Origin of the sequence: Burkholderia diffusa, from assembly GCF_902499115.1 — a bacterium.
Taxonomy (GTDB): Bacteria; Pseudomonadota; Gammaproteobacteria; order Burkholderiales; family Burkholderiaceae; genus Burkholderia; species Burkholderia diffusa.
Genome location: NZ_CABVPN010000015.1, coordinates 184,379 through 196,647 on the forward strand (window position 1 = coordinate 184,379; position 12,269 = coordinate 196,647).

Below are 12,269 nucleotides of genomic sequence, written 5' to 3' on the forward strand. Positions count from 1 at the left end.
GGTGTCTCCGGTATCGTTGTCGTGTTCAATGCGGTGTTCCGCGCGCGCAGGTCGCGCGCGCCAGCGCGTCGGCGATCGCCTGGCGCTCGAGCGAGCGCATCCGCGCGCAGACGTGCTGGTCGGGGCGCAGCAGGTAGAACGTGCCGGGCTTCGCGTCGTAGCGTTGCGCGGCGAAACCGTCGACGTCCTCCACGACGTCGACGCCAGCCACCGGTTGCGCGTGTCCGGCCGGCACGATCAGCACCGGCCGCACCGGCAGCGCCAGGCCGTCGAGTGCCTGCGCGAGCGCGGCGGCGTCGCCCGGCAGGCCGAACAGCATGCCCGCGAAGCCGTCGCCCAGGTGCCGCAGCAGCCAGCCCGACGCGCCGTGCGCGCGCACCGGCGCATCGGCCGCCGCCGCGCCCGGCCGCATCGCGCACGCGAACGCGTCACCGTTGCGGTCCGGCGTATTCAGCGGCGAATCGGCCAGCACGGCCGGCACTGACAGGCGGCCGCTGTTCACGAGCTTGCGCGCGAACTCGCAGTCACGCGCGAGCTTCAGCGTCGCGTCGCGGAACACGCGCGACACCGCGCTCTTCGGCGTGATGAAGTCGGTCGAGCGCGTCGAGTTGCGGATGTTCTCGTCAGCCGCAAACTCGCGCTCGCTCGCATAGGTGTCGAGCAGGCGGTCGTCCGCGCGGCCGTCGAGCACGAGCTTCAGTTTCCACGCGAGGTTGTCCGCGTCCTGCACGCCGCTGTTCGCGCCGCGCGCGCCGAACGGCGACACGCCGTGCGCGGAATCGCCCGCGAACAGCACGCGGCCGTGCCGGAACGTATCCATCCGCTGGCAGCGGAACGTATAGACGCTCACCCATTCCAGCTCGAACTCGGCGTCCGGCCCGAGCAGCGCGCGCACGCGCGGGATCACGCGCTCCGGCTGCTTCTCGGCGACCGGATCGGCGTCCCAGCCGAGCTGGAAGTCGATGCGCCAGACGTTGTCGGGCTGGCGGTGCAGCAGCACCGACTGGTTGCGGTGGAACGGCGGATCGAACCAGAACCAGCGCTCGGTCGGGAATTCCGCCTTCATCTTCACGTCGGCGATCAGGAAGCGGTCCTTGAACGTGCGGCCGCGGCTCTCGAGGCCCATTGCCGCGCGCATCGGGCTGCGCGAGCCGTCGGCCGCGATCACGTACTGCGCGCGCAGCGTCTCGATGCCTTCCGGCGTCTCGACGGTGAGCGTGGCGTGTTCCGCCGATTGCGCGACACCCGTCACCTTGTGCTTCCAGCGGATGTCGATATTCGGCAGCGCGAACGCGCGCTCGGCCAGATAGCCTTCGACGTAGTACTGCTGCAGGTTGATGAATGCGGGACGCGCATGGCCTTCCTCCGGCAGCAGGTCGAACGCATACAGCTGTTCGTCCTGCAGGAACACCTTGCCGACATGCCAGCTCACGCCCTTGTCGACGAAACGCTCGCCGCAGCCGAGCCGATCGAAGATCTCGAGCGTGCGCTTCGCGAAGCAGATCGCGCGCGAGCCCGTCGACAGCGTGTCGTCGTCGTCGAGCAGCACGACCGGCACCCCCTGCTGCGCGAGGTCGATCGCGGCCGACAGGCCTACCGGGCCCGCACCGACCACCACCACCGGGTGGATGGCGGCGTCATCGCCGGCGCCGCGCGTCGCGCGCGGCCGGTAGTCGAACTTCAGCGTCTGGTAATCGATGCTCATGGTCGCCATCCGCTCCTCAGCCCTGCCGTCCGCGCGCCGACGCGCGCCGCGTCGTCCCGCTCATGCCCGTTGCCCGCCGCTGCCGCGGCCCGCCCTGCCTCGCCCACTTGCTGTCAACCGCCACGTCTCGCTCCTTGCTTCCTGTTGATTCGATTCGGGAAACGGCGCCGCTCCGGGCGCCCGAACGCCGCTTTTCTTGATCGGCGACAAATCTTTGGATTTACGAATAGTAAAACCAATTACGAATAGTGAAATCAACGTAAACCCTAGCCATTGGCTCGAGGACGGGATAACCATATGAGCGAAACGCCAAGCCGAGCCGGGCGCGCGCTGCTAATATCAAGGCACGAGGCGGCCCTTTCGGCCGCCATTTTTCCTTCCTACGCCGATGATTCCGCCCAACATTCCCGAGCTGATCGTCCGTGCCGGGCAATTGCCGTATCTGCGGGAACACCTCGCGCTCGCCGAGGGCGGCACCGCGTGCGCAATCCTGCCGGAGCGCACGCTCGCGAGCGCCTATGAACCGATCTACGACGTGACGATGCCCGGCGCGCCGCAGTCGACGTCGTTTGCTGACGCGATCGAGCGCTACGGCGACGAACTCGGCTTCCAGGCCGTCACGCTGGTCACGGGCACGCCGCACGACCCGGTCGACTCCGCTGTCGACGACCAGACGCTCGTCGCGATCGACCGGCTGTCGCGCGCGCTGCACGCGATCAACTTCTTCGGCGCGCAACGACACGGGCTGCTGTTCCTGCGCGTGCACGAACGGCTGCTCAAGAGCGTGAAGTACGACCACGGCAAGCATTTTTCGTCGGTGCTGCAGCGCTTCGGGCTGCCGACCGAGCGAATCGTGATCGAGCTGCCGGCGGTCGCGGTCGCGCACAAGACCTTCCTCGGCTACCTGACGCGCAGCTACCAGCATCACGGCTTCAAGGTCGCGGACAAGCTGCCCGACCCGGGCCGGATCCTCGCGGTCGAATCGGAGATGGCGCGGCCCGACTACATCAAGATGGATGCGGGCATCGCGCTGCGCGACGGGATGGTGAAGGCGCTGGTCGCGTATGCGCAGCGCGTGCGGATTCCGCTGATTTTCGACGGCGTCGTCGACGAGACGCAGTGCGAGCTGCTGCGCCAGCACGACGTGCGGTTCATGCAGGGGCCGGTGTTCGCGAAGGTCGTCCCGGCCTGAGCGGGCGGGTGCCCGGTCCGCGCGGGGCGCGGCACGCCGGATGGCGGAATCCGACGCCCGGATTGCTTCGGGAATCGGGGGCGGCGGGCATCGCCGCCCGAAACCGGCCGGTTCCTCTTCCGTTCATGCGTGAAAGGTAGAACGCACTTGCGCGCGGATTCATGCCGGCACGGCGACGGCCGCAGCCTATGCCGTTCCGCCATCGTCGAATTTCGGCAGATCGTCGTCGATCTCGATGCCCGGGAAGCGATCCCCGTACCAGACGTGCCACGCGGGACGCAGCCGCGCCGGCTCGTCGAGCGTTGCATAGTTGATTTCCACGGTCGTCGGCGCATCGGTCAGGCGGTACTCCAACTGCGCGCCGCAGCGGCCGCAAAAGCGCCGCTCGCCCCATGCGCTCGACGCATAGACCGTCGGCTCACCCCGCAGGTATTCGAATGCGTCGAGCGGCACCGATGCCGACGCGACGACCGCCGCCCCCGTCGTGCGCTGACAGAGCCGGCAATGGCAAAAGCCTGCGTCGGCCGGAATGCCGGCGATCCGGTAGCGGATCGCCCCGCATGCGCAACCGCCTTCCATGGTTTCCGGGTGGGACATCGCGAACCTCGTCATCGTCGGGGAACCGGTGGACGATGATGAGCGCGGTTCGCACGCGGTGCAACCGGCTGCGGCGCCCACTCCGGTGCCCGATCGGCCCGGCGACGCGCCGCTTGCGGCGACCGTTTCAGACCGTCTGCCCGAGCCGCTGCGCGAGCGCCTTCAGCTTCGGCCCGACCTGCGTGCGGAATACGTCCTCGTCCATCGACGACGCAGGCCCGCTGCAGCTCAGGATCAGCCAGCGCCCCTCGCGCGGTTCGCGAAACGGCACGGCCGCCGCGTTCACGTCCATGTGCCACGCGCGGAACGAATAGCAGCATCCGCCCGCGGAGAACTCGGCCACCGCGTCCCGCGCGGCCGCGACGAGCGCATCCGCGTCGGCCGCGCCGCCGGCGGCCCGGTGCAGATCCGCATAGAGCGCGCGGCGCACGTCCTCCGGCTGCACGGCCAGGTACGCACGCCCCATCGAGCTCGTCAGCATCGACAGCCGCGAGCCAGGCGCAAGCCCGAGCGTCAGCGCGGTTTCGCTGCGGATCGTCTCCAGATAGATCATGTCGAGCCCGTCGCGGCAACCGAGCGACACGGCCGCGCCGATCTCGCGCGCAAGCGCCTGCATGTGCGGCCGGGCGAGATCGAGCGTCCCCGAGCCGGACAGCAGCGCGTAGCCGAGCGACAGCACGCCGGCGTCGAGCGCATACTTTCCGAGCGTCTCGTCATAGCGCAGGTAGCCGAGCACGGTCAGCGTATAGGCGAGCCGGTTCACCGTCGCCTTGGGCAGCCCGGTGCGCTCCGCGAAGTCGCGATTGCCGAGCATCGTCTCGCCGGGCCGGAATGCGCGCAGCAGGTCGAGCCCGCGCGCGAGCGCAACGACGAACTTGCGCTCGTCGATCGTGGTTTCGTCGATGGTTGAAAGCGTCATGTGATGCTACACTGGGTTCGTTTTGCAAAACATTGTTCCGCACAGCGGAACTATAGTCAAGCGAACGTTAGATATCGGGGCAGGCCGCGAAGCGCCAACCCGGGACCGACCGCAAAGCATGGGATCAGGGCAAGTGCTGAAGCGCCCACCCTGGCCAACAGGAGATGACACGATGAGCGCTGCAACTTTTCATTGGGACGATCCGCTGTTGCTGGACCAGCAACTGACCGAAGAAGAGCGGATGGTGCGCGATGCCGCGCACGCGTATGCGCGGGACAAGCTCGCGCCGCGCGTCACCGAGGCGTTCCGCCATGAACGCACCGACGCCGAGATCTTCCGCGAGATGGGGGAGATCGGCCTGCTCGGCCCGACGATTCCGGAAGAGTACGGCGGCCCCGGCCTCAATTACGTGAGTTACGGGCTGATCGCGCGCGAAGTCGAGCGCGTCGACTCCGGCTACCGCTCGATGATGTCCGTTCAGTCGTCGCTCGTGATGGTGCCGATCCACGAATTCGGCTCGGACGCGCAGAAGCAGAAATACTTGCCGAAGCTCGCGACCGGCGAATGGATCGGCTGCTTCGGCCTGACCGAGCCGAACCATGGCTCCGACCCGGGCAGCATGGTCACGCGCGCGACGAAGGTGGCCGGCGGTTATTCCCTATCCGGCTCGAAGATGTGGATCACCAACTCGCCGATCGCCGACGTGTTCGTCGTGTGGGCGAAACTGGAAGAAAACGGCAAGGACGCGATCCGCGGCTTCATCCTCGAGAAGGGCTGGAAGGGCCTGTCAGCGCCGGCGATCCACGGTAAGGTCGGGCTGCGCGCGTCGATCACCGGCGAGATCGTCCTCGACGAAGTGTTCGTGCCCGAAGAGAACCTGATGCCGAACGTGAGCGGCCTGCGCGGCCCGTTCACGTGCCTGAACTCGGCGCGCTACGGCATTGCCTGGGGCGCGCTCGGCGCGGCCGAGTCGTGCTGGCACACCGCGCGGCAGTATGTGCTCGACCGCAAGCAGTTCGGCCGGCCGCTCGCCGCGAACCAGCTGATCCAGAAGAAGCTCGCCGACATGCAGACCGAAATCACGCTCGGCCTGCAAGGCGTGCTGCGTCTCGGCCGGATGAAGGACGAAGGCACGGCGGCCGTCGAGATCACGTCGATCATGAAGCGCAACTCGTGCGGCAAGGCGCTCGACATCGCGAGGCTCGCGCGCGACATGCTCGGCGGCAACGGCATCTCGGACGAATTCGGCGTCGCGCGCCATCTCGTGAACCTCGAAGTGGTGAACACGTACGAAGGCACGCACGACATCCACGCGCTGATCCTCGGCCGTGCGCAGACGGGCATCCAGGCGTTCTTCTGATCGTCCGGATGCGGCGTCGTACGCGGCAGTGCCGCGGCGTACGCGCAAAAAGATACGGCCCGCCCGGCATGACTGCCGGACGGGCCGTTTTTCATCGGATCCGCGCTTCGGGCCGCCGGCCCGGTACCGCGTTCACCCGCCGCTGCTTACTTGTTCGGCTGCGGCGTGAGGCGCAGGTACGGACGCACGGCGTTGAAGCCCTTCGGGAAACGCTTCTTCAGCTCTTCCGGATCCTGCAGCGACGGCACGATCACGACGTCGTCGCCGTCCTTCCAGTTGCCAGGCGTCGCGACCTTGTAGTTGTCGGTCAACTGCAGCGAGTCGATCACGCGCAGCACTTCGTCGAAGTTGCGGCCGGTGCTGGCCGGATAGGTGATGGTGAGCCGCACCTTCTTGTTCGGGTCGATCACGAACAGCGAGCGCACCGTCAGCGTTTCGTTCGCGTTCGGGTGGATCATGTCGTACAGCTGCGACACCTTGCGGTCCGCGTCGGCGATGATCGGGAACCCGACGACGGTCGACTGCGTTTCGTTGATGTCGTTGATCCAGCCCTTGTGCGATTCGACGCCGTCGACCGACAGCGCGATCACCTTCACGTTGCGTTTCTCGAATTCGCCCTTCAGCTTCGAGGTCAGCCCGAGTTCAGTCGTGCACACCGGCGTGTAGTCGGCCGGGTGCGAGAACAGGACGCCCCAGCTGTCGCCCAGCCACTCGTGAAACTTGATGGGGCCCAGGCTCGATTCCTGCTCGAAATCCGGTGCGATGTCACCAAGACGCAGACTCATGATGTTCCCTCCTCGAACGATGCTGATTGAAACCGCGCCTTGGACGGCGCGGGACAGTCCATCAGCTTACGGGAAGCAATGGGCGACGCGAACGATTATTCTGTTTGATATTCATACTTTTTTGTCATTTTTACCCGGTATCGGGACACGACCGACGGCCACAAGGGAAACTTTTCGCAGCATTTGTGGCTCTGTCAATGCTTACGAGTCATTTACCATGTGGTCTTGCACCGCCGCCGCGTGTCTTCCCGGCTCGCCAGCAGGCAAGGGTTTCGCTACGATGTGAACCTGCAGCATGACAGCATGAAGGGAGTTGCAATGTCGGAAATCAACAAGGAGAAGCTGATGTCGGATATCAAAACCGTTCTCGCGGACGCCGAGGATCTGCTCAAGCAGGCAGCGAGCAGCACGGGCGACCGTGCGGCCGAGCTGCGCGAGAAAGCCATGTCGCGCCTGAAACAGGCCAAGGAAAAGGCAACCGACGTCCAGGTCGTGGTGGTCGAGAAAGGCAAGAAGGCCGCGCGCGCGACCGACGACTACGTGCACGAGCATCCGTGGACGTCGATCGGCGTCGCTGCCGGCGTCGGCGTGCTGATCGGCCTGCTGATCAACCGCAAGTAACGCGCTCAACGCCGTTCCGCCCCATGTGCCGCCCGGTGCGGCGTATGGGTGCCGAAGCCAGCCGGCGGTCCGCCCCCGGCCGGCTTTGCCCTAGCCGCTCATTGCGCGCACAAGCGCCTCATCCATGACGACAGACACCCACCCGCAGCCGTCCGGCCAGGGACCGCTGCGCCGCCTCGTCGGCTCCGCGATCGGCCTCCTGCAAACGCGCCTCGAACTGGTCGGCATCGAGCTCGCCGAGGAGAAGGAACGCCTGATGGGCGTGCTGTTCCTCGGGCTCGCGGCCATGATGCTCGCGACGATGGCGCTCATCAGCCTGACCGTGCTCGTCACGATCGCGTTCTGGGACACCTATCGCTGGCAGTCGCTCGCGGCCATCACCGCGCTGTACGCGATCGCGGGCATCGGATGTGCATTGAAAGCGCGTTCGGGCCTGCGCGACGCGCCGACCGTGTTCGAGGCGACGCTCGCCGAGCTCGATAAAGATCGCGAAATTTTCCGCGGCAAGCCGTGAACGCAGTCGCGTTCCCCTCCCTCACCTACTTCGCCGACGCGCCATGAGCCAGAACGTCACGGGCCATTCAACCCGCCCCCATTCGTCGCGATCGAACTGGAGCGCGTCGCAGCATCGCGCACTCCGCAAGGAATTGCTGATCCTGCGATCCGAGGTCGAACGGCTCGAGCTTGCCGAAGCCGCCGCCGAAATGCGCCACGCCGTCACGCGCTTCAGTTGGCTCAAGGTATTCGTCCCCGGCCTGTCGGGCACCGGCTTCAGCCAGTCCGCCAAGAACCTGAACGCGAGCCTCGGCCAACTCGTCAACCAGTACCCGATGTTGAGTTCGCTCGCGTCGCTCGTGCTGGCGAAACCCATACGCTCGCTGCTACGCGCGAGCGCTGGCCCCGCGCTGAAATGGGGCTCCGTCGGCTTCGCTGCATGGGAGATCTACCGGATCTGGAAACAGTCGCGCGACGAGCGCAACCCTGCCACGAACGACGACTGACACGCAATGACAGGCGCGCATGGGCCCGGCGCCGTTGCGCGTTTTCCGTGCGTGATCGCGTGATCAACGCACGCTCCAGCATGTCCGCTCCCGTGCGTCGGCGTCCGCGTCGTTCGATCCCGCATTGCCTTTCGTCCCGTCCGCGCGCAGCGTGAAAGCACCGCATGCGTCGTCGCGCATCGGGCCTGCATCGAGCGGGCGTGCAATGAGTTCGTAGGCCACCGGTGCATCGTCGCCGGCTGCTCGCCGCAGCGCGATGTCGTAGACCGCCTGCCCGTCCGGGGGCGCCTGCGAATATGCGTCTGGCAGCGTCCGTGGCGGCGCGCCGTCGAGCGTTTCGAGATACTGAGCCGCGCGGTAGAGCGCAGCGACCGCGGATGCGCGATGCACACGCGCGACGTGCTCGCGATACGACGGGATACCCCACCCGGCAAGCGCGGCGACGATCGCGAGCACGATCATCAGTTCGAGCAACGTGAACGCCACCGATCGGCGCAGCAATGGAGGCCGTTTCATCGATGAACCGCCGCGACGCGACGCCAGCGCTGTGCAACGATGCGTCCGTGTCGCACCGCGACCTGGCTCTGCAGCCAGACCACGCTTGACGCGTGGCCACCGACACCACGCGCGGTGACGAGGTAAGCACGACTCCCTCGAGGGCCGACACCTCGCCAGGCTTCGATCAGGCAACGCGGCGGCTGGGCCGCCATCGGCCAGGATGCGAACGGCGCGAATGCTTCGGCGACACCCAGCGCGGTCACACGCCGCCACGCGTCCGGCTCGGCGGATGACGCGAGCTCGTCGATGTACGGCGCCCCGCCTCGAAGCAATCGCGCCGTGCAGGCTGCGACCGCCGCATCGGCCGCGTGAAATGCAATCAGCCGGTCCGACAATGCACGTGTGCGGCGCGATTCCGTCAATGCGGATTCGAACCATGTGCCGGTCAGCGCGGCGACCGCCGCGCCAACCGCGATCACGGCAGGCAGTGCAAGGCCTGCGTCGCGACGCCAGTGGCGGCTGGTGGACGGAAAGCGTGTGCGTGATGTTGTTCCGCTCAGCATGGGGACCTCACCGCGTGCCGCATGTCGCGGAACGCCACGGCGCGCTGCCTTGCAAGACCAGCCGCGATTCGCATTGCGAGCTGGTCGACGAATCGGTTCGCGTCGATCATCGCAACACCTCATGATCCTGCGCCGCATCACCCACGGGATCGGTGGATGCGACCGCGGCATTGCGCAACGCGACGATTCGATGCAGCGCCAGATGCGCGCGACCGTCCGACGAAACGGCCGTGCGGCCGTCGCAATCGACATGACGCGCGGGCCCGTGCGTCGGTTCGCCACGCGCACGCACGCATACATGCACGGCAACGACATCGCGCCAGTCGCCGCTGCCCATCGCCCCCGCGTCGACGAACTGCGCGGCTTCGCGACGGAGGTAACGCACGCGCAGTTGATCGATGCCGGACACGACGGGTTGCGGCGTACCCGGGCGCCCGCTTCCCTCGCAGTACAACTCGGGCTCACCCGTCGATGGGCTGACATGCGCGTCGAAACGATTTTCCACGAGCGGTCGCTCACCAGGAACGCCAACACCCTGCCCGAGACAATCCGACACCTGTGCCCCAGTCGTCGGCCACGTCGACACGGCATCGCCGACATACCGAACCAGCAATGCGTCCGACGCTGCGCGCATCGCTTCGCAGCGCACCTGCGCTCCATTGCCTCGCACGCGCCCCGCGGAACAGCCGAACACGGGCGGTAACGATGGCGGCCCTTCGACATCGAGCGGGCGAAACCCGGCCATCTGGATCTGCTCGCCGATCAGCATCAGTGCGGTCGCGGCCGCATCGCGCATCCGGAACCCGTCTTCCGCTCGCCGCTGCGCGACGCGCTGGGCGTGATACAGCGCACCGGCAGCGGCAAGCACCAGCAGACCGACCGTCATCGCGATCATCACTTCGAGCAGCGTATGCGCGCGGCTGCGGCGTTCACCGTTCATCGGCATTGACCTCGGCCTCCCGAAACGGAATCCGCACGCACGACGGTGGCCCAACCGTTGCCCGCGCACTTTCACAGCGCGCCGATGTCAGCGCGTGGGCGTGAGCGTCACGCCAGCCGACCGTCACGTAGCGGACACCCGCCGGCCCATCGTCGAGCGCCGTCGTGCCGCCGGGCAACGATGCGGACGCGAGCGCCGCGATGCCGTCGTCGGCGCCTGCCACTGCGTGCCGGCGCTCAATGCGAGCATCGGCCAGCCACAGCGCGCGTTCACGCCAGATCGTCGCCCGCTGCGCGCGCGTCATCGCAAGCTGGCTGCCGGCCACGGCCAGCATCACGGTTGCAAGTAGCGCGACAGCCAGCACCGCTTCGAGCAGCGACGTGCCGTCCATCGATTTGCGCGCGCGCTTCATGCCGCTTCGCAACGACCGGTGACGACGCGCGCCCGGCCGCCTGCCGCGATCCGGACGCAGCGCGACACGCGTGTGTCGTCACCGGACAGCGTGCGCTGCGGACGCAACTCGAAACGTCTGATCCCGCCAAGCACCTGACCCGCCGGCGGAGCAAATGCCAGATCGTGCGCCGCCCCCGCGACAGCGATGTCGGCATCGCGCGGATAGCGCCGCAGCACGCGCGACCGTCCGTCGAACTGCCCGCTGACGATCCATCCGCACGACCATCCCGGCAGGTCGCACCGCTCGCCTGAACGCACGCAACCGCCGTCGCGCCCGGCCCTGCACAGCGTGACGCGCACGCCGAGACGTGTTGCTTCGGTGCGCGCGAACGACAGCGCGCCGAGCAACGCACGCGTGCGTGCATCCACACGTTCACGCATGTGCCACTGATCGAATGCAGGTGTTGCGTATAGCCCGATCGCGGCTGCGAGCGCGATCGCGATCGCGACCATCAGCTCGACGAGCGTAAAGCCGCCGCAGCGTCGCACGCGTTGTTCAACGCCCTGTCGGTGCAGTCCCATCGCCATCACCCTCCGTCAACGTGATGCGACGACTGTAGCGACGCAAGCAGACACGCGCCATTAGCCGAACGGCCGACTGGCGACATGCGATCGCGGCCGACACAATCGGCGCGAACTGAACCCACGGAGAAGACGATGAACGGACGCAGCGCGTCAGCGCTTACGCGGAGGTTTGGAGGGGGACGCGCGACGGAACTCTTCGATCACGTCGGCAAATTCGGAAACATCCTCGAACCGGCGGTAAACCGATGCGAAACGGACATAGGCGATCGTATCGAGGCCGCGCAACTCGTTCATCACGAGTTCGCCAAGCTTCTCGCTACGCACTTCACGCTCGCCGGTCGCGAGCAGTTGATATTCGATGCGGGCAACCGCCGCGTCGATCGCGTCAGCCGCAACCGGCCGCTTGCGCAGCGCGAGTTGCATGCTGGCGACGATCTTGCGACGGTCGAATTCCGTGCGGCTGCCGTCCTTCTTCACGACGGCCGGCAGGTTCAGCTCGACCCGCTCGTACGTCGTGAAGCGCTTGTCGCAAGCCGAGCAACGACGGCGCCGACGAATCGCGGCGCCATCTTCGGACACACGCGAGTCGACGACCTGCGTGTCCTCGTGCCGGCAGAACGGGCAGCGCATGCTGGATCAGCGATAAACCGGGAAACGCTTGGTCAGCTCGGCTACTTGCGCGCGCACGCGCTCGATCGTCGCTGCGTCTTCCGGGTTCTCGAGCACGTCGGCGATCAGGTTGCCGACCGTCTCCGCTTCCGCCGGGCCGAAGCCGCGCGTCGTCATCGCCGGCGAACCCAGACGGATCCCGCTCGTCACGAACGGCTTTTCCGGATCGTTCGGAATCGCGTTCTTGTTCACCGTGATGTGTGCCGCGCCCAACGCCGCTTCCGCCGCCTTGCCCGTGATCTTCTTCGCGCGCAGGTCCACCAGCATCACGTGGCTTTCCGTACGGCCCGACACGATCCGCAGCCCGCGCTTGACCAACGTTTCAGCCAGCACGCGTGCGTTCTCGACCACCTTCTCCTGGTAGGCCTTGAACTCCGGCGACAGCGCTTCCTTGAACGCCACCGCCTTCGCCGCGATCACGTGCATCAGCGGGCCGCCCTG

General features: G+C 66.9%; 16 protein-coding genes. 5 read left to right on the plus strand and 11 right to left on the minus strand.

Annotated elements, in window-relative coordinates:
- Window positions 1-25: 25 nt before the first annotated feature.
- The gene (locus tag BTE28158_RS17355) at window positions 26-1,714 is read right to left on the minus strand and encodes an FAD-dependent oxidoreductase (protein WP_174919983.1); all 1,689 of its coding nucleotides are present in this window, start codon (window positions 1,712-1,714) and stop codon (window positions 26-28) included.
- A gap of 379 nt (window positions 1,715-2,093) precedes the next feature.
- On the opposite strand from BTE28158_RS17355, the gene BTE28158_RS17360 reads away from it, so the two are divergent.
- Window positions 2,094-2,897: an EAL domain-containing protein gene (locus BTE28158_RS17360; protein ID WP_124629547.1), complete on the plus strand. Its 804-nt coding sequence runs from the start codon at window positions 2,094-2,096 to the stop codon at window positions 2,895-2,897.
- A gap of 186 nt (window positions 2,898-3,083) precedes the next feature.
- Here BTE28158_RS17360 and BTE28158_RS17365 read toward each other — a convergent pair whose 3' ends face one another.
- Window positions 3,084-3,494: a GFA family protein gene (locus tag BTE28158_RS17365; RefSeq protein WP_059604558.1), complete on the minus strand. Its 411-nt coding sequence runs from the start codon at window positions 3,492-3,494 to the stop codon at window positions 3,084-3,086.
- A 127-nt stretch (window positions 3,495-3,621) separates the two neighbouring features.
- Entirely contained in the window at window positions 3,622-4,413 is a 792-nt protein-coding gene (locus tag BTE28158_RS17370; protein ID WP_059604464.1) for an IclR family transcriptional regulator, read from the minus strand.
- Window positions 4,414-4,585: 172 nt separating this feature from the next.
- Between BTE28158_RS17370 and BTE28158_RS17375 the strand changes: the two genes are divergently transcribed.
- Window positions 4,586-5,773 carry an acyl-CoA dehydrogenase gene (locus tag BTE28158_RS17375; protein WP_124629546.1) on the plus strand — a complete coding sequence of 396 codons (1,188 nt, stop codon included), beginning with the start codon at window positions 4,586-4,588 and terminating at the stop codon, window positions 5,771-5,773.
- Window positions 5,774-5,919: 146 nt separating this feature from the next.
- Here BTE28158_RS17375 and BTE28158_RS17380 read toward each other — a convergent pair whose 3' ends face one another.
- Window positions 5,920-6,558, minus strand: coding sequence for a peroxiredoxin (locus BTE28158_RS17380; RefSeq protein ID WP_034182833.1), 639 nt, complete (start codon window positions 6,556-6,558; stop codon window positions 5,920-5,922).
- A gap of 318 nt (window positions 6,559-6,876) precedes the next feature.
- On the opposite strand from BTE28158_RS17380, the gene BTE28158_RS17385 reads away from it, so the two are divergent.
- The 3 genes from BTE28158_RS17385 (at window position 6,877) to BTE28158_RS17395 (ending at window position 8,180) form a co-directional block, all read left to right on the plus strand.
- Window positions 6,877-7,179, plus strand: a complete 303-nt coding sequence (locus BTE28158_RS17385) for an ElaB/YgaM/YqjD family protein (RefSeq protein ID WP_006754606.1) — start codon at window positions 6,877-6,879, stop codon at window positions 7,177-7,179.
- Between the two features lie 124 nt (window positions 7,180-7,303).
- A complete protein-coding gene (locus BTE28158_RS17390) occupies window positions 7,304-7,693 on the plus strand; it encodes a phage holin family protein (protein ID WP_059604455.1) in 390 nt (129 codons plus the stop codon).
- A gap of 43 nt (window positions 7,694-7,736) precedes the next feature.
- The gene (locus BTE28158_RS17395) at window positions 7,737-8,180 is read left to right on the plus strand and encodes a DUF3318 domain-containing protein (RefSeq protein ID WP_124629545.1); all 444 of its coding nucleotides are present in this window, start codon (window positions 7,737-7,739) and stop codon (window positions 8,178-8,180) included.
- A gap of 63 nt (window positions 8,181-8,243) precedes the next feature.
- On the opposite strand, the gene BTE28158_RS17400 is transcribed toward BTE28158_RS17395, so the two are convergent.
- From BTE28158_RS17400 to BTE28158_RS17430, 7 genes are all read right to left on the minus strand, one after another.
- Window positions 8,244-8,696, minus strand: a complete 453-nt coding sequence (locus BTE28158_RS17400) for a type IV pilin protein (RefSeq protein WP_151051505.1) — start codon at window positions 8,694-8,696, stop codon at window positions 8,244-8,246.
- Window positions 8,693-9,241, minus strand: coding sequence for a pilus assembly PilX family protein (locus tag BTE28158_RS17405; RefSeq protein ID WP_082728991.1), 549 nt, complete (start codon window positions 9,239-9,241; stop codon window positions 8,693-8,695). Before BTE28158_RS17405 ends, BTE28158_RS17400 begins: the two co-directional genes overlap by 4 nt.
- Before the next feature lie 106 nt (window positions 9,242-9,347).
- Window positions 9,348-10,187, minus strand: a complete 840-nt coding sequence (locus BTE28158_RS17410) for a PilW family protein (protein ID WP_151051507.1) — start codon at window positions 10,185-10,187, stop codon at window positions 9,348-9,350.
- Window positions 10,171-10,593: a type IV pilus modification PilV family protein gene (locus BTE28158_RS17415; RefSeq protein WP_151051509.1), complete on the minus strand. Its 423-nt coding sequence runs from the start codon at window positions 10,591-10,593 to the stop codon at window positions 10,171-10,173. The genes BTE28158_RS17410 and BTE28158_RS17415 overlap by 17 nt, the downstream gene beginning before the upstream one ends.
- Window positions 10,590-11,156, minus strand: coding sequence for a GspH/FimT family pseudopilin (locus BTE28158_RS17420; protein ID WP_151051511.1), 567 nt, complete (start codon window positions 11,154-11,156; stop codon window positions 10,590-10,592). The genes BTE28158_RS17415 and BTE28158_RS17420 overlap by 4 nt, the downstream gene beginning before the upstream one ends.
- A gap of 153 nt (window positions 11,157-11,309) precedes the next feature.
- The gene (gene nrdR / locus BTE28158_RS17425; RefSeq protein ID WP_006760615.1) at window positions 11,310-11,789 is read right to left on the minus strand and encodes a transcriptional regulator NrdR; all 480 of its coding nucleotides are present in this window, start codon (window positions 11,787-11,789) and stop codon (window positions 11,310-11,312) included.
- A gap of 6 nt (window positions 11,790-11,795) precedes the next feature.
- Window positions 11,796-12,269, minus strand: a 474-nt coding sequence (locus BTE28158_RS17430) for a PLP-dependent aminotransferase family protein (protein ID WP_496349944.1), incomplete at its 5' end; no start/stop codon positions are given.

Bases quoted from the DNA above. Each gene is read 5' to 3' on its own strand.
- BTE28158_RS17420 (WP_151051511.1), bottom strand. From the start codon at position 11,156: ATGGGACTGCACCGACAGGGCGTTGAACAACGCGTGCGACGCTGCGGC.
- BTE28158_RS17405 (WP_082728991.1), bottom strand. From the start codon at position 9,241: ATGCTGAGCGGAACAACATCACGCACACGCTTTCCGTCCACCAGCCGC.
- BTE28158_RS17410 (WP_151051507.1), bottom strand. From the start codon at position 10,187: ATGCCGATGAACGGTGAACGCCGCAGCCGCGCGCATACGCTGCTCGAA.
- BTE28158_RS17375 (WP_124629546.1), top strand. From the start codon at position 4,586: ATGAGCGCTGCAACTTTTCATTGGGACGATCCGCTGTTGCTGGACCAG.
- nrdR (WP_006760615.1), bottom strand. From the start codon at position 11,789: ATGCGCTGCCCGTTCTGCCGGCACGAGGACACGCAGGTCGTCGACTCG.
- BTE28158_RS17370 (WP_059604464.1), bottom strand. From the start codon at position 4,413: ATGACGCTTTCAACCATCGACGAAACCACGATCGACGAGCGCAAGTTC.
- BTE28158_RS17415 (WP_151051509.1), bottom strand. From the start codon at position 10,593: ATGAAGCGCGCGCGCAAATCGATGGACGGCACGTCGCTGCTCGAAGCG.
- BTE28158_RS17380 (WP_034182833.1), bottom strand. From the start codon at position 6,558: ATGAGTCTGCGTCTTGGTGACATCGCACCGGATTTCGAGCAGGAATCG.
- BTE28158_RS17390 (WP_059604455.1), top strand. From the start codon at position 7,304: ATGACGACAGACACCCACCCGCAGCCGTCCGGCCAGGGACCGCTGCGC.
- BTE28158_RS17395 (WP_124629545.1), top strand. From the start codon at position 7,737: ATGAGCCAGAACGTCACGGGCCATTCAACCCGCCCCCATTCGTCGCGA.
- BTE28158_RS17355 (WP_174919983.1), bottom strand. From the start codon at position 1,714: ATGGCGACCATGAGCATCGATTACCAGACGCTGAAGTTCGACTACCGG.
- BTE28158_RS17360 (WP_124629547.1), top strand. From the start codon at position 2,094: ATGATTCCGCCCAACATTCCCGAGCTGATCGTCCGTGCCGGGCAATTG.
- BTE28158_RS17365 (WP_059604558.1), bottom strand. From the start codon at position 3,494: ATGTCCCACCCGGAAACCATGGAAGGCGGTTGCGCATGCGGGGCGATC.
- BTE28158_RS17385 (WP_006754606.1), top strand. From the start codon at position 6,877: ATGTCGGAAATCAACAAGGAGAAGCTGATGTCGGATATCAAAACCGTT.
- BTE28158_RS17400 (WP_151051505.1), bottom strand. From the start codon at position 8,696: ATGAAACGGCCTCCATTGCTGCGCCGATCGGTGGCGTTCACGTTGCTC.